We start from the raw sequence: 18,399 nt of genomic DNA, 5'->3' as shown, positions 1-18,399 counted from the left end.
AAAACCGGCGCGATGATTCCCGCCGGTTTTTTTTACATCACACGCTTACTTGTTGATCGACACGATGGTCGCTTTGCTGCCCTCCATCTGGAACGAAAACTTCACCCGATCGCCCACCGCCAACCCGGCCAGTTGTTCCTGAGTTGCCGCGAAGCCCATGGTCATCGGCGGCCACTGCAACGCCGCAACGGCGCCATGGGCGATGGTCACGGTGCGCTTCTCGACATCGATGGACTTGATCGTGCCCTCAGCATTCGCGGTCGGAGCCTGTTGAGTGGCGGGTTGCATCTGCATGCCCTGCATGTCGTCCATCTTCATGCCGGGCATGTCCTCGGCGTGGGCAGTCAGTGCAAACGCAACCAGCGTGCCCGCAACAGTGATCGGGATCAGTTTCATGAGGTTTTTCCTTCAGATTGGAGGGTTTCAACGGACAACTGCCGACGGCGCATCAGGCGATACGCCGCCGGTATGACAAACAGCGACAACAACGGCGCCGTGACCATACCGCCGACCATGGGCGCGGCAATGCGGCTCATGACTTCGCTGCCGGTGCCGCTGCCCAGCAGAATCGGCAACAGGCCGGCGATGATCACGGCCACGGTCATCGCCTTGGGGCGCACGCGTTGCACAGCGCCTTCGCGAATCGCCGCGACCAGTCCACGTTCAGAGTGGTCGCCGAGGCCTTCGCGCTCGGCCCAGGCGTTTTTCAGGTAGAGCAGCATGATCACGCCGAACTCGGCCGAAACCCCGGCCAGCGCAATGAAGCCGACCCCGGTGGCGACCGACAGGTTGTAGCCCAGCAGATAAAGGAACCACGCACCGCCGCTCAATGCGAACGGCAATGTGGCCATGATCAGCAGCGCTTCGTCGAAGCGAGCGAACGTCAGGTAAAGCAGCACGAAGATAATCAGCAGCGTCGCCGGCACCACCAGTTTCAGCCGCGCATTGGCCCGCTCCAGAAACTCGAACTGCCCCGAGTAACTCAGGCTCATGCCGGGCTGCAATTTCACCTGCTCACTGACGGCACGACGCAGATCGGCCACCACCGAAGCGATGTCCCGCCCGCGCACGTCGATGTACACCCAACCGGACGGTCGGGCATTCTCGCTCTTGAGCATCGGTGGGCCGTCCGTGACCTTGATCTTCGCCAGCATGCCAAGGGTGATCTGGCTACCGGAAGGCGTGTAGATCGGCAATTGCTCCAGCGCGCCGGGCGAATCACGCCACTCTCGTGGATAACGGATGTTGATCGGAAACCGCGCCAGCCCCTCGATGGTTTCCCCGACGTTTTCCCCGCCAATGGCACCGGCGACGATGGATTGCACATCGCTGATGTTCAGCCCGTAGCGGCCGGCGGCGTTGCGGTCGATATCCACGTCGATGTAGCGGCCACCGGTCAACCGCTCGGCCAGTGCCGAACTGACGCCGGGCACACCTTTGGCTACACGCTCGATAGTCTGGGTCGCGGCGTCGATCTGGGCCAGATCGTTGCCGGCGACCTTCACGCCGATCGGGCTTTTGATCCCGGTGGCGAGCATGTCGATGCGGTTGCGGATCGGCGGAATCCAGATGTTGGTCAGGCCCGGCACGCGCACCACGCGATCCAGTTCTTCCACGAGTTTTTCCGGAGTCATACCAGGACGCCATTGATCGTGGGGCTTGAACTGGATCGTGGTTTCGAACATTTCCAGAGGTGCCGGGTCGGTAGCGGTTTCCGCACGGCCGGCCTTGCCGAACACATGCTCGACTTCGGGCACGGTCTTTATCAGCCGATCGGTCTGCTGCAACAGCTGCGCGGCTTTTTGCGCCGACAAACCCGGTAAGGCCGAAGGCATATACAGCAGATCACCCTCGTCCAGCGGCGGGAGGAATTCGCCACCGAGCCGCGAAATCGGCCAGGCAGCGCTGACAAACACCAACAGCGCCACCAGCAACGTGAATTTCGGCCGGCGCAGCACCACGTCCAGCGCCGGCTGATAAATCCGGATCAGCCAGCGGTTGAGCGGGTTGTGGCGTTCATCCGGAATCCGTCCGCGAATCCAGTAGCCCATCAGCACCGGCACCAGCGTCACCGACAATCCCGCTGCCGCCGCCATGGCGTAGGTCTTGGTGAACGCCAGCGGGCCGAACAGGCGCCCTTCCTGGGCCTGCAAGGTAAACACCGGAATGAACGACAGCGTGATGATCAGCAAACAGAAAAACAGCGCCGGCCCCACCTCCGCCGCCGCGTCGGTCATCACCTGCCAATGGCGCTCGCCCTTGAGCGCCTGCCCCGGATTGGCCGCGTGCCACGCCTCGATTTTCTTGTGGGCGTTCTCGATCATCACCACCGCCGCATCCACCATCGCACCAATGGCGATAGCAATCCCGCCTAGCGACATGATGTTGGCGTTCAACCCCTGATAACGCATCACGAGAAAAGCGATCAACACGCCCACCGGCAGCGAGATAATCGCCACCAGCGAAGAGCGCAAATGCCAGAGGAAGATCCCGCACACCAGCGCAACGACGATGAACTCTTCGAGCAGTTTGTGGCTGAGGTTTTCCACGGCGCGATCAATCAGCTTGCTGCGATCGTAAGTGGTGACGATCTCTACGCCGGGCGGCAGGCTGCTTTTCATGTCATCGAGTTTGGCCTTGACCGCCGCGATGGTTTCGCGGGCGTTCTTGCCGCTGCGCAGAATCACCACGCCGCCGACGGTTTCACCTTGGCCATCCAGTTCGGTGATGCCCCGGCGCATGTCCGGCCCGGTCTGAACCGTCGCGACATCGCCCAGGGTTACCGGTACGCCACCCACGCCGAGTTTTAACGGGATCGCCCGAAAATCATCAAGCGTCTTGAGGTAGCCGGAAGCACGGACGATGAATTCGGTTTCGGCCATTTCCAGCACCGCGCCACCGGTTTCCTGATTGGCCTTGCCGATAGCTTCGCGCACCTGCGCCAGGGTGATACCGAGGCTGGCCAGCCGCACCGGATCGGGCTGCACCTGATACTGCTTGACCATGCCGCCGACGGTGGCGACCTCGGCGACGTTGGGCAGGGTCTTGAGCTCAAACTTGAGGAACCAGTCCTGCAACGCCCGAAGCTGCGCCAGATCATGCCCGCCGCTGCGATCCACCAGCGCGTACTGATAGATCCAGCCCACCCCGGTGGCATCCGGACCCAGTGCCGGTTTGGCGCTGGCCGGCAGGCGACTCTGGATCTGGCTCAGGTACTCCAGCACCCGCGAGCGCGCCCAGTACTGATCTGTGCCGTCCTCGAACAGCACGTACACGAAGCTGTCACCGAAGAACGAATAACCGCGCACGGTTTTCGCCCCCGGCACCGAGAGCATGGTGGTGGTCAGCGGATAGGTCACCTGGTTCTCGACAATCTGTGGCGCCTGTCCGGGGTACGGCGTGCGGATGATCACCTGCACATCGGACAGATCCGGCAGCGCATCAATCGGCGTGCTCTGCACCGACCACACGCCCCAGCCCGTGACGAACAGCGTTGCCAGCAGCACCAGAAAACGATTGGCGACGGACCAGCGAATCAGCGCGGCGATCATGGCTGGCTCCCCGAAAAGTTCCCGCTCGTTTCGAGCGGCTCGGCGATGATGCCCTTGAGACTGGCCTCGGAATCGAGCAGGAACTGGCCGGATGTCACGACGCTCTGCCCTTCTGCCAGGCCGTCGAGGATCACCGTTCTGCCGGCGCTTTCCTGACCGAGGCGCACCTCCACCGGACGATAGTGCCCCGCGTCTTCGGCGAGCATGACCAAGGCGCGCTTGCCGGTGCGGATCACGGCTTCACTCGGCACCCACAATTGACTCTGCCCGGTCGAACGTTTCAGCCGCACTTGTGCGGTCATCCCCGGCCGCAAGCGGCCATCGGCATTGGCCAGCTCGACCCGCACGCGCAGGGTGCGGCTGTCCGGGTTGGTGTCCGGCAGAATCGCGCTGACCGCTCCGTTGAACACACCACCGGGAAAGGCCGGCAGGCGCACTTCGACGGCCTGCCCCACGGCAACCGAACCGGTCTGCGATTCCGGCACCGCCACCGCGAGCCAGACACTGCTCAGCCCGTTGACCCGCGCCAGGGTTTCACCTGTCGCCACGGCCATACCCGCCCGCACATCGAGTGCTTGCAGCACGCCGCCCAAAGGGCTGGTGACCGTCAGTTCGGACTGCACCTTGCCGCTGCGCTCCACTTGAGCAATCAGGCTCGACGGCATCCCGGTCAGCCGCAAGCGCTGGCGTGCCGCGGCGATCAGGTCGGCATCGCCGCTACGCCTGAGCGCCAGAAACTCGCTCTGGGCCGCCGTCCATTCCGGCACGAGAATGTCAGCCAACGCCGCGCCAGCCGTGAGCACGTCCCCCGGCGCTCGGGCGTAGACCCGCTCGACAAACCCGTTGGTGCGCGCCTGAATCACCGCGACATCGCGCTCGTTGAACGCCAGCACACCGCTCACATCGAAGCTCGAGGTGAAGGCACCGCGACTGACCGGCGCCACACGCACACCGAGGTTCTGACTCAGCCCCGGATCGATGCTGACGGACGCACTGCCCTCCCCACCGCTGGCGTATCGCGGCACCAGTTGCATGTCCATAAAGGGTGACTTGCCCGGTTTGTCGAACTTCTGCTGCGGGTACATCGGGTCGTACCAGTACAAGGCCTTGGGCTCAGTGCTCGGCGCCGGGGCTGAAGCCGCTACTCCGTTCATTCGCTGGTAGGCCAATCCGTAACCGCCACCCACACCCACCGCCAGCGCGAGGCCGGCCAGCCACACGCCGTTCCATTGTTTAAGGTTCACAGGCTGGTCTCCCCATAAGCGAAATGCAGACGCGCAGCGGTCAGCGCGCGTTGTTCTTCCATGTCGATCTGTTTGAGGCGGGCCTCGATGAGTTCGCGGCGGGCGTTGACCACCGCGTTCAAATCGCCCTGGCCGGCGCGATAACTGGCCAGGCTCAGATCGACTTTCTCTCTGGCCAGCGGCACCAGGCTGTCCTCGGTGCGGCGCACGGCCCGATCGAGGCGCTGGTAGTCGGCCAACTGGTTTTCAAGCTGCTCGGTGTGCTCGCGGGACAGTGCTTCGCGCTCGGCTTGCAACTGGCTGACTTCGGCCTGTCTGGCGGCGATTTTCGGGTTCTGGCGCGTCTCGGGAAACAGCGGCAGATCCCAGGAAAACTGCACGCTGACCATGTCGCCAAACTCACGGCCACGATGCTGGTAATCCACTTCCCAGCTCCAGTCGGACTTCTTCTCGGACACCGCCTCTTGCACCCTGGCCTGGGCTTCGCGGGTCATGGGGGCGAACGCCGCCAGTTCGGGGTGGTGTTGCAGTTGATGATTGAAGGTCGGGGCATCGACCGGCCACACGGGCAAACCGCCTTCGGGCTTGTCGTTGGCGGCGGTGCCGATCCAGCGTTTGAGCGCGGCTCGAGCCTGGGTGCGTTCGAGGGTCAGGTTGTCCTGTTGCTCGGCGAGTCGGGCCGCTTCCTGTTTCGGCGTCACTGCGTCGGCAGGTTGTGCGCGACCACCGGCAATCTGCGCCCGGACGGTCTCACTCAGCAGACGGTTTTCCTTGAACAATTCCTGGAACAACGCTTCTTTGCGCTCGACCGAATAGCCTCTGATCCACGCCAGCGCCGTCGCCTCACGCACCTTCAAACGCTCGACACGGCGCTCGGCCGCCGCGCGCTCGATGACTGCGTCGGCAACTTCGATGCGCGCCTTGCGCTTGTCTGCGTTGGGCATTTCCTGCCGGTAACCGACCATCTGCATGGTCATGAAGTCCTGATCGACGCTCCAGCGATCCGGGCCGCCCACGGGGTAGTTCTGCAGACCGAGCACCAGCTTGGGATCGGGCAACTCGCCCGCCGGAATGGCCGCGCTGCTGGCGGCCTGGATTTTCTGATCTTGTGCGGTCAGCGACGGCGCATTGTTTTCGGCCAGCCGCAGCGCTTCATCGAGCGTCAGCGCGGCGGCGAAACCCGGCCACGCGAGCACGCTTGCCGCAAGGCCGGCCACCAGAGGCCAACCCGTGCAATTGCACTTGAATGTCATGTTTACGATTCCTGTGATCGTCCACTGCGCGCGGCGTAAAACACGCGCACAGCCAAATCACTCCGCCTGGGCGAAATGAGCTTCAAGGGGAGACAGGAATCAGGTGCGGGGCGGTCGCCAGACCCCGGACGGGGCCGCTAGCGGCAGGGAATCACTGAAGAACGAATGCGTGACAGGACTGAACACGGTAACGGGCGGCTTGAGGATCGCGACTTGCAGCAGGCCGCCGGTCTTGCACTCCTGGCCGGGTTTGCAGGGGGAGCCATGGTCGGCAGGACTCTTCATGTCCTGGCAGCAATCCATGTTCATGCCGTCCATCATCGCCATGCCCATCGTTTGCATCGGGCACGGTTCTGTCGGTGCCTGCACGCCCGCCATCCCGCTGAGGGGAAGCGCCAGGCTGATCAGGAAAACGAGACAAAACCGCAGATAGCGTTTCATGGCCGGGAGTCTAGTCGTGAAAACGTGCGCCTACAATCGGCTGCCCGGCGATCTCACCGGACACGCATTAAGCCAGGATTAGCAGCAGAAAATGATGCAGCAGGCGCCCCATCACCTAACCTCAATGTTTGTGTGATCAACCGGAATCGCCCAGTCCCATGCGTAATGCATTGAAGTCATTGATGTTCATCACCCTGACGCTGCTCTGTCCGGGTGTCTCGATGGTGTCGGCCGCCGACCTGCCCGGCACGCCCGATGTCGGCGCCCCGCTCCCCGGCGTCACGCAAAGCGATCTGCAAGCCTTGCAACTGCGCCTCGACGGCCTCAAGCAGCAGATTTCGTCTGCCAACAATTACAACCAACTCGAAGGCCCGCAGGACCGGGTGCAGACGTTCATTCTGGACATCGATCGGCTGTCGGCATCGCTGTTACCGCAGCAGGCGCAACTGACCGTGCAACTGGGCGTACTCGGGGCTGCGCCGGCCGAAGCGGTCGCCGCCGAGCAAGCCGATATCGCCGCGCAACGGGCGACGTTGATCGAGCAGAAAACCAAAGTCGATACGGCGTTGAAGAACCTCGCCACCCTCAAGCAAAACGCCACGGAGCTGATCACCCAGATCGCCGGTATCCGCCGCACGTTGCTCGAAAGCGAACTGACGCTCAGCACCCACAGCATTCTGAATCCCGGCTTCTGGGCTCCCCTTGTCAATCCGTCGGCGGATGACCGCCAGCGTCTGCGCTCTTTCGTCGATCAGGTGCAACAGACCGGCGCCGAAGCCTGGCAACCGGGTCAGCGACTTTACACCGCCCTGCTGGTGGTGCTGGCCTTCGTCGTCTGGACGCTAGGGCGGCGACTGGCCGACCGCTGGCTGGCGTGGGTGTGCATTCACCGCATGCCGGAGGGTCGACTGCGCCGCAGTTCGCTGGCGTTCGCCTCGGCGCTGGCGACTCTCGCGACCACCGCCATCGCCCTGCAACTGCTCTATTACGCCTGCACCCGTCACGTGCCGTTGCCGCCGATGCTGGCGACATTTTCCGATGAGTTCGGGAAAGTGGTTTATGCCTGCGTGCTGATCACAGGGCTCAGCCGCGCGTTGCTCTCGACCGAGCACCCGTCCTGGCGACTGCCGGCGGTGGCTGACCCGGTGGCGCTCGCGCTGCATCCCTACGCACGGATCCTCGCCGCGACGCTGCTGGTGCTGGTGACGGCGGTGCAAGTCAGCAATGCCGCCGGCATGAGCAGTCAGATCGTGCTCGCAGGCAGAGGCATCATTGCGCTGGCGGTGCTCGGTATCGTCACCACGCTGCTGATGCGCGTCGGCAGGGTGCGCAAAACACTGGCCGCAGCCGGTGACACTCAAGTGGCGGGCAACACCTTTGCCGGGGTGGTTTACACCATCGCCACCCTGGCGATGGTGCTGTCGCTCGGCGCCCTGCTCACGGGTTACGTATCGCTGGCGCGGTTCATCACCTATGAACTGGTGTGGGCGTTTATCGTGTTTTCCGGGTTTTACCTGCTGATGCAATTGCTCAGCGACAGCTGCGAATACTTCTTCTCCCCGCGCCACTCCAGCGGCAAGGCGCTGAAACAGCTGCTGGGGGTCGGCGACCGACGCCTTGAGCAGGCCTCAACGCTGCTGGCCGGTTTCGGTCGAGCCGCGCTGTTGCTGCTGGCGGTCATCACCCTGTTCGTCGGCGGGATCGGCACCACCCTCGGCCAACTGGCCAACAACATCGGCACGATCCTCGGCGGCGCCGGCCTGCGCAAGCTGAACATCGTCCCCGGCCATTTGCTCAATGCGATGCTGGCGCTGCTGATTGGCATCTACCTGATCCGCGCCCTGCGCCGCTGGCTCGACAACGAGTTCCTGCCCAAGACCGACATGGACCCGGGCATGTGCGCCTCGCTCAGCACGCTGTTTTCCAACATCGGTTATGCGGTGGTGATTCTGCTGACCCTGTCATCGCTGGGGGTGCAATGGACCAACCTGGCGTGGATCGTCAGCGCCCTGTCGGTGGGCATCGGCTTCGGCTTGCAGGAGATTGTGAAGAACTTCGTCTCCGGACTGATCCTGCTCACCGAACGCCCGGTCAAGGTCGGCGACCTGATCAGCATCAGCGGCGTCGAGGGCGACATCCGCCGGATCAACGTGCGCGCCACCGAAATCCAGCTCAGCGACCGCTCGATCGTGATCGTGCCCAACTCGCAACTGATCTCGCAGAACCTGCGCAACGTCACCCTCGGCGGCAGCGCCCAGGGCGTGGCGACGCTGGAGCTGATGTTCCCGCTGGATATCGACCCCGAACAGGTGCAGAACCTGCTCTTCGACACCTACAAGGAACACGAAACCATCCTCGAAAAACCGGCGCCGTTCGTGCGCTTCAGCAAGCTGACGCCGGACGGGATTACGTTGACGGTGACCGGGTATGTGGCGAGCCCGAGGATTGTCGGGACGACCAAGAGTGATTTGCTGTTCGAGATTCTCAAGCGGCTGGGGGCGGCGGGAATCGAGCTGGCGAAGCCGCCGAGTACCTGAGGTAAAACCTGCTGCGCGCCTGCCTGATCAGGCCTCAGGGGTTTCAATCGACTCTGGAGCCGCTTGCGCCTCGATCTTCAGGCGATCAGCCTTGCTGATGTACTTCGGCTTGTTGCTCTTGGGTGCCAGTTTGGCGTTGGCCTTTCTGGATTTTTCTTTGAAGAGCTGTTGCAGTTTTTTCTGACGGTTCATGGTGTTTTTTGGCCTGCTTGAAAGTTGTTGGATGATATCAGCGTTGGGCCTGCTTCACCCCAGCACGTCAGTAATCCACCGCACCTGCTGCGTCAGCTCCTGCACCTTGTGTTCACAAACGGCATGCCGAGCCCGTCCGAAGTGAGCCAGCGTCTGCTGCTTGTGCCGCAGCCGGTGCTGCCACTTACTGACAAACGCCGGACTGCGCGCCTGCAACTGCAGCGGCCCGAAATACAGTTCCTCGGCGGTATAGGAAACCGGCCCGCCCCGCTCGGCCACGATGATTTCGTAGTCGAAGCGGTTCTCCCGAAGGATTTCCTCACAGAGGATTCGGTAGTCGTTGTCCATCAGCCATTGGCGCAGCGGTTGCTCGCCGCCGTTGGGTTGCAGGATCAGACGTTCGCGGCCGCTGAGGCGCGCCTTGCCGGCTTCGAGAATGTCGCGGATGGTTTCGCCGCCCATGCCACACACGGTAATTGCCGTGATCCCGTCTTCCGGTTCGACGGCCATCAAACCATTGGCCAGACGTACGGTGATCTGCTGCTCAAGATCGTTGTCGCGCACGGTGCGTTGCGCCGAACGGAACGGCGTCTCGGCCATCTCACCCGCCACCGCCGCCGCGATCGCGCCACGGCGCATCAGGGCCACTGGCAGGTAACCGTGATCCGAGCCGATATCGGCCAGCCGCGCACCGGCGGGCACATGCGCCGCCACACGCTCCAGGCGCAGGGACAATGTCTGTTCGTTCAACCGCAACCCCTTTCACTCTGAACGCCCGGCACCAGTGGCCGGATCGGGGCGCGATTCTGGGGGGCAACGGCGGGCATTTCAAATTTATGTGACCAACCGCGATGCCTAGACCAACACCGCCAACCAAGCCGACAGCAACAACAAAACCGCCAGCCCGGCATTCATTCGCCGAAACGCTCGTGGCGAGCCAAAAAAACGCGCACTGCCCACGCCCAACAGCGCCCACGCCGTCATGCATGGCAGGCAGACCATTAGAAAAACCGTCGACAACAGCAGCATCCGCGCGCTGTCGTCGCCGTTGCCGCCAAACACACTCACCACCGCCACGGCCATCATCCACACCTTGGGGTTGATCAATTGCAGGCCGGCGGCGCCGAACACGTTGAAGCCGTCATCAGCCGCTGTCGCCGAGTCCAGCGACGGCGGCGTGCTGCGAAAGATCTGCCACGCCAGCCAGCTCAGCCACAACACCCCGGCCCAGGCCATCGCCTGCTGGACACGGGGATAGCGCAGCAAGGTTTCCCCCACGCCGAGTCCGACCACCAACACCACCAGCGCCGCCGACACACACGCACCGAAGATGATCGGCACGGTGGCCGTCAGACCGCGCCGCGAGCTGTGGCTCATCACCAGAATATTGGTCGGCCCCGGGGTGATCGAGGCGACGAAGGAAAACAGCAGAAAGGGCAGCAACGATTCCATGACAGGACTCCCGAATCAAAACAGGAGGCCATGGTCGCGGTTGCGCGGGGTTCAGTCTGGAAGGTTTGAGCAGCGCTTGCGGTAGTCCGCCGGCGTCAGGTGATAGGCACGGCGGAACCAGCGCCCGAGATGGCTTTGATCGGCGAAACCGAGGGCGCTGGCGACGGTGGCGGGTGTTTCGCCGCGCGCCAGCAATTGCCGGGCGCGGGCCAGCCGCAGCTGGATCAGATAGGCATGTGGCGCCAGCCCGAAAGCGGCCTTGAACGCTCGGGTCAGACGAAAGCGATCGACCCCGCAGGCCTGGGCCAGGTCGTCCAGCCCGATGTCTTCGAAGGCATGCGCATGCAGATAGTCCCGCGCCACCTGGGCCACCCGTGGCAGGCGCGGATCGAACGGCTGGCGCTTGCGCCAGTCGAGGTGGGACGTCAGCGAACCGAGCAAGGTGTCGATGGCGGTCTGGCGCACGATGCGCAAGTCGCCTTGATGCAAGGCGTTGAAGGCCTGATTGATGGCCGTGGACAGGCGCGAATCCTGGCTCAGGGTATCGGTGAACCCGAGCTGGCTGTTGTCCGGAGCATGCTCGAACAGCACGCGCAATTCACGCTCCAGCCAGTGCGGGTCGAGGTAAAGCATGGAATAGGTGAAACCCTCCTCCGTCGGCGCATGCCCGTCGTGGATCTCACCCGGTTCCAGCATGAAAATCTTGCCCGGCGTACTCAGATGGCGCACGCGCCGGCAATGGAACTGCTGCACGCCCTGCTCGGTGACGCCCACCAGAAAGCTGTCATGCCAGTGCGGATCGTAGGCATGCCCCTGAAAATGGGCACGAATCGACTCGATCCCGGTGTCGGCATCCTGAGACAAGTCGATCCAGTTGCGTTTGTCCACGCAAGGCTCCGAAGGCAGTGGTTGTTCGTCAAGGACGTCTACGTTACCGCGACTTTGCCGATGGGTTTAGAACATTTGTGCACGTGAGCCAGGCAGGCCATCCAGCAAATTTAATGAACCCTGAGTTTCACGGCCCGCCTAAGCCAAAGACCATCAGGAGGTAGCTCATGCAAATTGAAACCACGTGGATCGTACTGGCCGTCGTGCTTTTGCTCATCGAATTGTGGGCGATCAACCGGGTGCGCAAGAGTGAGGGGAAAGCCAGCAACAAAGGCGTCTGGATCGTATTGATCGTTTTTGTTCCACTGTTCGGGCTGATCGCCTGGGCGCTGGCCGGGCCAAAGCAGGTTACTCAGGCCTGAAAACCCAAGGCAAGCAGGAGCCCCGAACATTCGGGGCTTTTTGTTGGCCGCTGGTTTGTATCGCAGTGTGTACGAACGCCTCCCGGATACATGCCCGCGCATCAGCTGATGAAAACGGAAACAGCGCAGATACGTGGCCAGTCTTTAATGGGCTCCAGATTCGAAGGGTTCAGCCAGAACCCGGCCCTCGCCGATCATAAGGAGACTTGCCATGAAGCACGCACCACACGCCACCGTCACCACCGGGAAAAACCGTCGCCGCCTGCTGGGCCTGTCGATTCTCGCCACCGCGCTGTTGCAGTTCGGCGCCTTCGCTCAAGCGCAAACTTCAGCACCGGAGCCGGTCAAGACCGCAGCCGCCAGCGTCAAGGCCGATCTGCCCTTCGGCCCGCTGAAACACGTGAAGGCTGGCCTGCTGGACGTGGCCTACGCCGAAACCGGCCCGGCCAATGGCCCGGTGGTGATTCTCCTGCACGGCTGGCCGTACGACATTCACAGCTACGACGACGTCGCGCCGCTGCTGGCGGCCAAGGGTTATCGGGTATTGATGCCATACGCCCGGGGTTATGGCGACACGCATTTCCTGTCCGACAAGACCGTGCGCAACGGTCAGCCGGCGGCGCTGGCCAGTGACGTGATCGATTTCATGGATGCGCTGAAGATCAAGCAAGCTGTGCTCGGCGGCTACGACTGGGGCGCACGTTCGGCAGACATCGTTTCGGCGCTGTGGCCGGAGCGGGTCAAGGCGCTGGTGTCGGTCAGCGGTTACCTGATCGGCAATCAGGCCGCCGGCAAGAATCCGCTGCCGCCCAAGGCCGAGCTGCAATGGTGGTATCAGTTCTACTTCGCCACAGACCGTGGTGAGGCGGGTTACACCAAGAACACCCATGATTTCGCCAAGCTGATCTGGCAACTGGCGTCACCGAAATGGGCCTTCGACGACGCCACCTTCGACCGCAGCGCCAAGGCGTTGCAGAACCCGGATCACGTCGCGATCACCGTGTTCAACTACCGCTGGCGTCTGGGTCTGGTACAGGGCGAAAGCCAGTACGATGCGCTGGAACAGAAACTCGCCACTGCGCCGTCGATCAGCGTGCCGACCATCACCCTCGAAGGCGATGCCAACGGCGCCCCGCACCCGGCGCCCGAGGATTACGCCAAACGCTTCACCGGCAAATACCAGTTCCGCCTGATCAACGGTGGCATCGGTCACAACCTGCCGCAGGAAGACCCGAAAGCCTTCGCTCAGGCGATCATTGACGCCGATCACCTCTGAAGCCGCACGCCAAACGGCTCGTCATTTGACGAGCCGTTTTTCTTTGGACGGCCGATAACCGAAATAGGCGCTGTAGCACTTGCTGAAATGACTCGGCGAAACGAATCCGCAGGCCACCAGCACGTCCACTTGGGACAGCTCGGTGTGTTGCAACAGGCGCCGAGCCTCAGTGATGCGCAGTTCCATGTAATAACGCTGCGGTGTGGTGCCCAGTTGTTCCTTGAACAGCCGTTCCAGCTGACGTCGGGAGCGACCGGCATACACCGCCAGTTGCTCCAGCTCCAACGGTTCTTCGAGGTTGGCGTCCATCAGCTTCACCACTTCACGCAACGGCGCGCTGACGCAGAGGTTTTCGGTCGGTTTGATCCGCCGGTAACGCGATTCCTCGAACGCCAGAATGTCTTCGATGCCTTCGACCAGCGCCTTGTCGTGCAGGCCCTTGATCCAGTCCAGCGCCATGTGGAACGCGCCGGAGGGACTGGACGCGGTCAACCGGTCGCGGTCGATCACATAGGGTTCGCTGCTGACCTGAGTCGCCTTGGAAATTTCCGCCAGCGCCGGCCGATGCTCCGGGTGAATCGCACAGCGATAACCTTCCAGCACCCCTGCCCGACCCAGGAACCACGCGCCGTTCCACAACCCGGCCAGTATCACGCCAGCCTCGGCGGCCATTTTCAGCAGGTTGATGAACTCGTCGCTCGCCTTCAATTCCGTACGGTAACCGCCGCAGATCACCAGCAGATCCAGTTCCTGCAACACGCTGGTTTCCAGGCGCGCGTCCGGGCGGATCACCAGCCCCAGGTCGCTGATCACTTCACCGTCGCTCAAGCCAAAGGTGCACGTGGAAAACAGACCGGGGCGCAGCAGATTGGCGGTGACCAGGGTGTCCAGCGCCTGGGTGAAGGCCGGCAGGGAAAAATGCTCCAGCAGCACGAACCCGGTGCGGGTCATACGTCCCGGCCCACTGGCGGGCTCGTTCAGGTAGCGAAGGTTCTTGCCCTTCATGCCACCGCTGAATTGGCGTCGTTCGATCAAGGTGGGGTCCATCGGTTTCATTGTTGTAGCGCCATGCTAACCGGCGCCGCAGCAAATTACTCGCGAACGACGCAAGCACCCATCCAGAAATCGTTCCCACGCCGTTGACCTTGATCGTTCCCACGCTCTGCGTGGGAATGCCTCCATGGACGCTCTGCGTCCGGCGTTGGGAGGGACGCGGAGCGTCCCGGGCTGCATTCCCACGCAGAGCGTGGGAACGATCAGTCACCCAATCCCCGCCGGCCTGCGTCCCAACGTCGCAGGCCCGGCACCTTGGCAAACGCCACACAAGGCTTAAAATCGCGCCTCCTCTTGCAGTCGCCCGAACGGCGCCTGCCCGCAGCCATGACAACCCTCAGGTTTGAACAGCCGGCCACTTTCACGAAGCGCGCCAGGCTCAATCGCCCTGCCCGTTCGGCGGTCGTTTGTCTTCAACACACTTCGGCTTGGCACTCGCATGCGCAGAGGCGCACGTTCCGCTGTTCGATCACTTGAGGTTTTTATGACACCGCGTTTGCTGGCCATGGCGCTGGCGCCCCTGCTCGGGCTGTTCATTGTTGCCCTGGGCAACGGCTTTCTGTCTTCTTTGACCACCCTGCGTCTGGGCGCGGCCGGCGAATCGGCGACGATGATCGGCATCGTGTCCTCGGCCTATTTCATCGGCCTGACGCTGGGCGCGATCTTCAACGACCGGTTGATCCTGCGCATCGGCCACATCCGCGCCTACAGCAGCTTCGCCTCGCTGATCGCCGCGACCATCCTGCTGCAAGGGTTGTTTTATGACACCTGGGGCTGGGTCGTGCTGCGACTGATCAACGGCTGGGCCACGGTCGGTGTGTTTCTGGTGATCGAGAGCTGGCTGCTGCTGGCCGGTGACGCGAAGATTCGCGGCCGTCTGCTCGCGTTGTACATGATCGTTCTCTACGGCGCCGGCGTGCTGGGTCAGGCGTTTTTGGGGAAAATCACCGGGCTGGGCGACACGGCGCCGTTCATGGTCGCCGGCATGCTCGCGACCTTGTCGGTGCTGCCGATCGTGATCCTGCCGCGGGTTTCGCCGCTGCTGGAACAGGTCGAACCGCTCAAGCCACGGGCGCTGCTCGGCGTATCGCCCACCGGGCTGGTCGGCTGCTTCGGCTCCGGCGTGACCATCGCGGCAATCTACACCCTGCTGCCGCTGTACCTGCAACGCATCGGCCTGAACGTCGGCGAAGTCGGCAGCATGATGGCCTGGACGATCCTCGGCGCGATGCTCTTGCAATACCCGGTCGGGCGCTGGTCCGATCGCAAGGATCGCCTGCAAGTGCTGACCGTGCTGTGCGCCGCGTGCACCGTGCTTTCCCTGGTGATTGTGCTGGTGCCGCTGTCCTCGGTCATGCTCGCGGCGATGCTGTTCCTGCTGGGCGGCGGCGTGTTCGCGCTGTACCCGGTGGCCGTCAGCCACGCTGCCGACCGTGCACCGGTTGAAACCCTGGTGCCGATGATTCAGGGCATGTTGCTGATTAATTCGCTGGGCTCGGCGATGAGCCCGCTGCTGATCTCGCCGGCGATGAACGCCCATGGCGAAACTGGCCTGTTCTGGGCCTTCGCGCTGGTCAACCTGGCCATGGTGACGTTCTTCTTCTGGCGTCGTGGCAAGCGCCCGGTGCCGGCCAATCCGGCGCCGTTTGCGGCGGCAGCAACGTTCTCGCCAACCGGCGCCGAGCTGCGAGTGACCGAGGATCTGCGTCAGGCCGCGCAGGACCATCCGCCGATGGTCGATGCGTTGAGCGGCGAAGCGGCGCCGCAGACAGGATCGCGCTACGAAGCCAGTTGAGTTTCTGCCGGGCATAAAAAAACCGGTGACTTTCGTCACCGGTTTTTTATTGCCTGCTAATCAGTGTGGAGCCCGAGGAATGGTCTTCATCAGGTCTTCAGGGCTGATATGCCCCACCACACTGCCCGGCTGCGGCAGATTCAGGATGTGGCCCTTCATCTTGCCGATCACGTGCATCTCGCACGGCTTGCAGTCGAACTTCAGGGTCAGCACTTCATCGCCGTGAATCAGCTGCATCGGCGCGACCTTGGTTTTCACACCGGTCACGCCTTTGGCCTGTTTCGGGCACAGGTTGAAGGAGAACCGCAGGCAGTGCTTGGTGATCATCACCGGCACTTCGCCCGCCTCTTCGTGAGCCTCGTACGCGGCGTCGATCAGCTTCACGCCGTGACGGTGGTAGAAGTCGCGAGCCTTCTGGTTGTAGACGTTGGCCAGGAACGACAGATGCGCCTCCGGATACACCGGCGGTGGCGTGGTCTCGGCCTTGCGCGAACCGCGCGGGTGGGCGGCAACGCGGGCGGCGGTCAGCGCTTCGATCACTTCACGGCGCAACGACTTGAGCTGCGAGTTCGGGATGAAGAACGCTTGCGGCGCATCCAGTTTGATCGAGGTCGCGTGGTACTCGGTGGTGCCGAGCTGGCCGAGCAGGTCATGCAAGGTGTCCAGCGCCTGTTCCGGTTTGTTGGCGACGCCGAACGGGCCTTCCAGCGCGACGCTGGCGCTGATGCCCTCTTCGCTGGTCACGGTCAGTTCCAGACGCTCTTCACGCAGCTTCGCCAGCCAGCTCACGCCGATCCGACGCTCGGCAGAAGTCTTGAGCAAGGCCTGCTGCCAGTTGTGGTCGAGGTTGCGGTTCAGCGGGTGGTTCGGGCGCAGCTTGTACAGGCCTTCCGGCATTTCGTTCGGCTCGACGCGGTAGCGGTAGCGCTTCTCGCCTTCTTCCTCGAACTCGCCCTTGGCTTCGGCGATATTGGCGCGGAACCCCACCACTTCGCGCTTGACCAGCACGTTGAGGCCGTCGCCGTTCGACAGCGGCTCGTGGGTGATGACCTGCATGTCACGCTTGCCGACTTTCTCGACCGTGCCCACCGCCAGACCGGTGAAGGTCGGCGAATCGAACGCGCCGATGTCGATCTTGCGCTCGCTGACGAAGTAGTCGGTGCTGCCACGGTGGAAGGTCTTTTCCGGGTCCGGCATGAAGAAATGCGCGGTGCGGCCGCTGGAAGCGCGCGCCAGGTCCGGGCGGTCGTTGAGCACGTCGTCGAGGCGCTGGCGGTAATAGGCGGTGATGTTCTTCACATAGCCCATGTCCTTGTAGCGACCTTCGATCTTGAACGAACGCACACCGGCCTCGACCAGCGCGCGGATGTTGGCGCTCTGGTTGTTGTCCTTCATCGACAGCAGGTGTTTTTCGTAGGCGATCACGCCACCCTTTTCGTCTTTGAGGGTGTACGGCAGACGGCAGGCCTGGGAGCAGTCGCCCCGGTTGGCACTGCGCCCGGTCTGCGCGTGGGAAATGTTGCACTGACCGGAAAACGCCACGCACAACGCGCCGTGGATGAAGAACTCGATGGCGGCATCGGTTTCATCGGCGATTGCGCGGATTTCCTTGAGGTTCAGTTCACGGGCCAGTACCAGTTGCGAGAAACCGGCCTGATCGAGGAACTTGGCCCGCTCAAGGGTGCGGATGTCGGTCTGGGTGCTGGCGTGCAGCTCGATGGGTGGAATGTCCAGCTCCATCACGCCCAGGTCCTGGACGATCAGCGCATCGACGCCGGCGTCGTACAACTGATGGATCAGCTTGCGCGCCGGTTCCAGTTCGTTGTCGTGCAGGATGGTGTTGATGGTGGTGAAGATGCGCGCGTGATAGCGACGGGCAAATTCCACCAGTTCGGCGATTTCGCTCACCTCGTTGCACGCGTTGTGGCGCGCACCGAAGCTCGGGCCGCCGATGTACACCGCGTCGGCGCCATGCAGGATGGCCTCGCGGGCGATGGCCACGTCACGGGCGGGGCTGAGCAGTTCCAGGTGATGTTTGGGCAAGGACATATGTTTTTTTAGTCAGGCTGTCACGGTTGAGGCGCGCATTGTAGCCGCGAAACGCGTGGCCGGCACGCCTGTGCTGCCGGGTGGCTGTTTTCAACCCGTCACGATCAGATCGCTCCCACGCGGTCCGTCACTGATCGTTCCCACGCTCTGCGTGGGAATGCAGTCCCGGGACGCTCCGCGTCCCTTCCAGAGCCGAACGCGGAGCGTCCGTTGAGGCATTCCCACGCCCGGCGTCACAGATCGTTCCCACGCTCTGCGTGGGAATGCAGCCCGGGACGCTCCGCATCCCTTCCAGAGCTGGAACGC

The 18,399-nt window shown here is 62.9% G+C and carries 15 protein-coding genes; 4 read left to right on the top strand and 11 right to left on the bottom strand.

All coding sequences use genetic code 11. The annotated features are described in order from the left end of the window. Positions 1–45: 45 nt before the first annotated feature. From ACEN93_RS00920 to ACEN93_RS00900, 5 genes are all read right to left on the bottom strand, one after another. Positions 46–396 carry a copper-binding protein gene (locus tag ACEN93_RS00920; RefSeq protein ID WP_221535198.1) on the bottom strand — a complete coding sequence of 117 codons (351 nt, stop codon included), beginning with the start codon at positions 394–396 and terminating at the stop codon, positions 46–48. Continuing rightward, the gene (locus tag ACEN93_RS00915) at positions 393–3,551 is read right to left on the bottom strand and encodes an efflux RND transporter permease subunit (protein WP_495610888.1); all 3,159 of its coding nucleotides are present in this window, start codon (positions 3,549–3,551) and stop codon (positions 393–395) included. The genes ACEN93_RS00920 and ACEN93_RS00915 overlap by 4 nt, the downstream gene beginning before the upstream one ends. Next, entirely contained in the window at positions 3,548–4,795 is a 1,248-nt protein-coding gene (locus tag ACEN93_RS00910) for an efflux RND transporter periplasmic adaptor subunit (protein WP_103387263.1), read from the bottom strand. Before ACEN93_RS00910 ends, ACEN93_RS00915 begins: the two co-directional genes overlap by 4 nt. Next, the gene (locus tag ACEN93_RS00905) at positions 4,792–6,048 is read right to left on the bottom strand and encodes a TolC family protein (protein ID WP_210710176.1); all 1,257 of its coding nucleotides are present in this window, start codon (positions 6,046–6,048) and stop codon (positions 4,792–4,794) included. The genes ACEN93_RS00910 and ACEN93_RS00905 overlap by 4 nt, the downstream gene beginning before the upstream one ends. Before the next feature lie 99 nt (positions 6,049–6,147). Then, the gene (locus ACEN93_RS00900; protein WP_039773137.1) at positions 6,148–6,489 is read right to left on the bottom strand and encodes a hypothetical protein; all 342 of its coding nucleotides are present in this window, start codon (positions 6,487–6,489) and stop codon (positions 6,148–6,150) included. Between the two features lie 158 nt (positions 6,490–6,647). Here ACEN93_RS00900 and ACEN93_RS00895 point away from each other — a divergent pair, with 158 nt between their 5' ends. Then, a complete protein-coding gene (locus ACEN93_RS00895) occupies positions 6,648–9,026 on the top strand; it encodes a DUF3772 domain-containing protein (protein WP_495610887.1) in 2,379 nt (792 codons plus the stop codon). A gap of 27 nt (positions 9,027–9,053) precedes the next feature. Here the strand turns inward: ACEN93_RS00895 and ACEN93_RS00890 are convergent, their stop codons facing one another. The 4 genes from ACEN93_RS00890 to ACEN93_RS00875 all read right to left on the bottom strand — a co-directional run bounded on the left by ACEN93_RS00890 (position 9,054) and on the right by ACEN93_RS00875 (position 11,558). Further along, positions 9,054–9,218, bottom strand: a complete 165-nt coding sequence (locus tag ACEN93_RS00890; protein ID WP_495610886.1) for a DUF2986 domain-containing protein — start codon at positions 9,216–9,218, stop codon at positions 9,054–9,056. 54 nt (positions 9,219–9,272) lie between these two features. Then, positions 9,273–9,968: a tRNA (adenine(22)-N(1))-methyltransferase gene (locus tag ACEN93_RS00885; protein ID WP_495610885.1), complete on the bottom strand. Its 696-nt coding sequence runs from the start codon at positions 9,966–9,968 to the stop codon at positions 9,273–9,275. Between the two features lie 105 nt (positions 9,969–10,073). Further along, entirely contained in the window at positions 10,074–10,670 is a 597-nt protein-coding gene (locus ACEN93_RS00880; RefSeq protein ID WP_495610884.1) for a LysE family translocator, read from the bottom strand. A 51-nt stretch (positions 10,671–10,721) separates the two neighbouring features. Then, entirely contained in the window at positions 10,722–11,558 is an 837-nt protein-coding gene (locus tag ACEN93_RS00875; protein ID WP_414881607.1) for an AraC family transcriptional regulator, read from the bottom strand. 167 nt (positions 11,559–11,725) lie between these two features. Between ACEN93_RS00875 and ACEN93_RS00870 the strand changes: the two genes are divergently transcribed. Both ACEN93_RS00870 and ACEN93_RS00865 read left to right on the top strand, forming a co-directional pair. After that, entirely contained in the window at positions 11,726–11,920 is a 195-nt protein-coding gene (locus ACEN93_RS00870) for a PLDc N-terminal domain-containing protein (protein ID WP_039773123.1), read from the top strand. 211 nt (positions 11,921–12,131) lie between these two features. Further along, entirely contained in the window at positions 12,132–13,196 is a 1,065-nt protein-coding gene (locus tag ACEN93_RS00865; protein WP_495610883.1) for an alpha/beta fold hydrolase, read from the top strand. 21 nt (positions 13,197–13,217) lie between these two features. On the opposite strand, the gene ACEN93_RS00860 is transcribed toward ACEN93_RS00865, so the two are convergent. Continuing rightward, on the bottom strand, positions 13,218–14,243 hold the full coding sequence (locus tag ACEN93_RS00860; RefSeq protein WP_495611532.1) for a GlxA family transcriptional regulator: 1,026 nt from the start codon (positions 14,241–14,243) through the stop codon (positions 13,218–13,220). Positions 14,244–14,733: 490 nt separating this feature from the next. On the opposite strand from ACEN93_RS00860, the gene ACEN93_RS00855 reads away from it, so the two are divergent. Further along, the gene (locus ACEN93_RS00855) at positions 14,734–16,044 is read left to right on the top strand and encodes an MFS transporter (protein WP_495610882.1); all 1,311 of its coding nucleotides are present in this window, start codon (positions 14,734–14,736) and stop codon (positions 16,042–16,044) included. Between the two features lie 60 nt (positions 16,045–16,104). Here the strand turns inward: ACEN93_RS00855 and ACEN93_RS00850 are convergent, their stop codons facing one another. Continuing rightward, positions 16,105–18,093 carry a peptidase U32 family protein gene (locus ACEN93_RS00850; RefSeq protein ID WP_007955412.1) on the bottom strand — a complete coding sequence of 663 codons (1,989 nt, stop codon included), beginning with the start codon at positions 18,091–18,093 and terminating at the stop codon, positions 16,105–16,107. Positions 18,094–18,399 lie beyond the last annotated feature (306 nt).

The organism is Pseudomonas sp. Pseusp21 (genome assembly GCF_059492145.1).
Note: the sequence above shows the minus strand (reverse complement) of the source record. Positions and strands in the feature narration are given on the sequence as shown.

What these genes read in the sequence shown, in the direction of transcription:
- ACEN93_RS00920 (WP_221535198.1), bottom strand. Translation starts at nt 396, where the DNA reads ATGAAACTGATCCCGATCACTGTTGCGGGCACGCTGGTTGCGTTTGCA.
- ACEN93_RS00915 (WP_495610888.1), bottom strand. Translation starts at nt 3,551, where the DNA reads ATGATCGCCGCGCTGATTCGCTGGTCCGTCGCCAATCGTTTTCTGGTG.
- ACEN93_RS00905 (WP_210710176.1), bottom strand. Translation starts at nt 6,048, where the DNA reads ATGACATTCAAGTGCAATTGCACGGGTTGGCCTCTGGTGGCCGGCCTT.
- ACEN93_RS00900 (WP_039773137.1), bottom strand. Translation starts at nt 6,489, where the DNA reads ATGAAACGCTATCTGCGGTTTTGTCTCGTTTTCCTGATCAGCCTGGCG.
- ACEN93_RS00895 (WP_495610887.1), top strand. Translation starts at nt 6,648, where the DNA reads ATGCGTAATGCATTGAAGTCATTGATGTTCATCACCCTGACGCTGCTC.
- ACEN93_RS00890 (WP_495610886.1), bottom strand. Translation starts at nt 9,218, where the DNA reads ATGAACCGTCAGAAAAAACTGCAACAGCTCTTCAAAGAAAAATCCAGA.
- ACEN93_RS00880 (WP_495610884.1), bottom strand. Translation starts at nt 10,670, where the DNA reads ATGGAATCGTTGCTGCCCTTTCTGCTGTTTTCCTTCGTCGCCTCGATC.
- ACEN93_RS00870 (WP_039773123.1), top strand. Translation starts at nt 11,726, where the DNA reads ATGCAAATTGAAACCACGTGGATCGTACTGGCCGTCGTGCTTTTGCTC.
- ACEN93_RS00865 (WP_495610883.1), top strand. Translation starts at nt 12,132, where the DNA reads ATGAAGCACGCACCACACGCCACCGTCACCACCGGGAAAAACCGTCGC.
- ACEN93_RS00860 (WP_495611532.1), bottom strand. Translation starts at nt 14,243, where the DNA reads ATGGACCCCACCTTGATCGAACGACGCCAATTCAGCGGTGGCATGAAG.
- ACEN93_RS00855 (WP_495610882.1), top strand. Translation starts at nt 14,734, where the DNA reads ATGACACCGCGTTTGCTGGCCATGGCGCTGGCGCCCCTGCTCGGGCTG.
- ACEN93_RS00850 (WP_007955412.1), bottom strand. Translation starts at nt 18,093, where the DNA reads ATGTCCTTGCCCAAACATCACCTGGAACTGCTCAGCCCCGCCCGTGAC.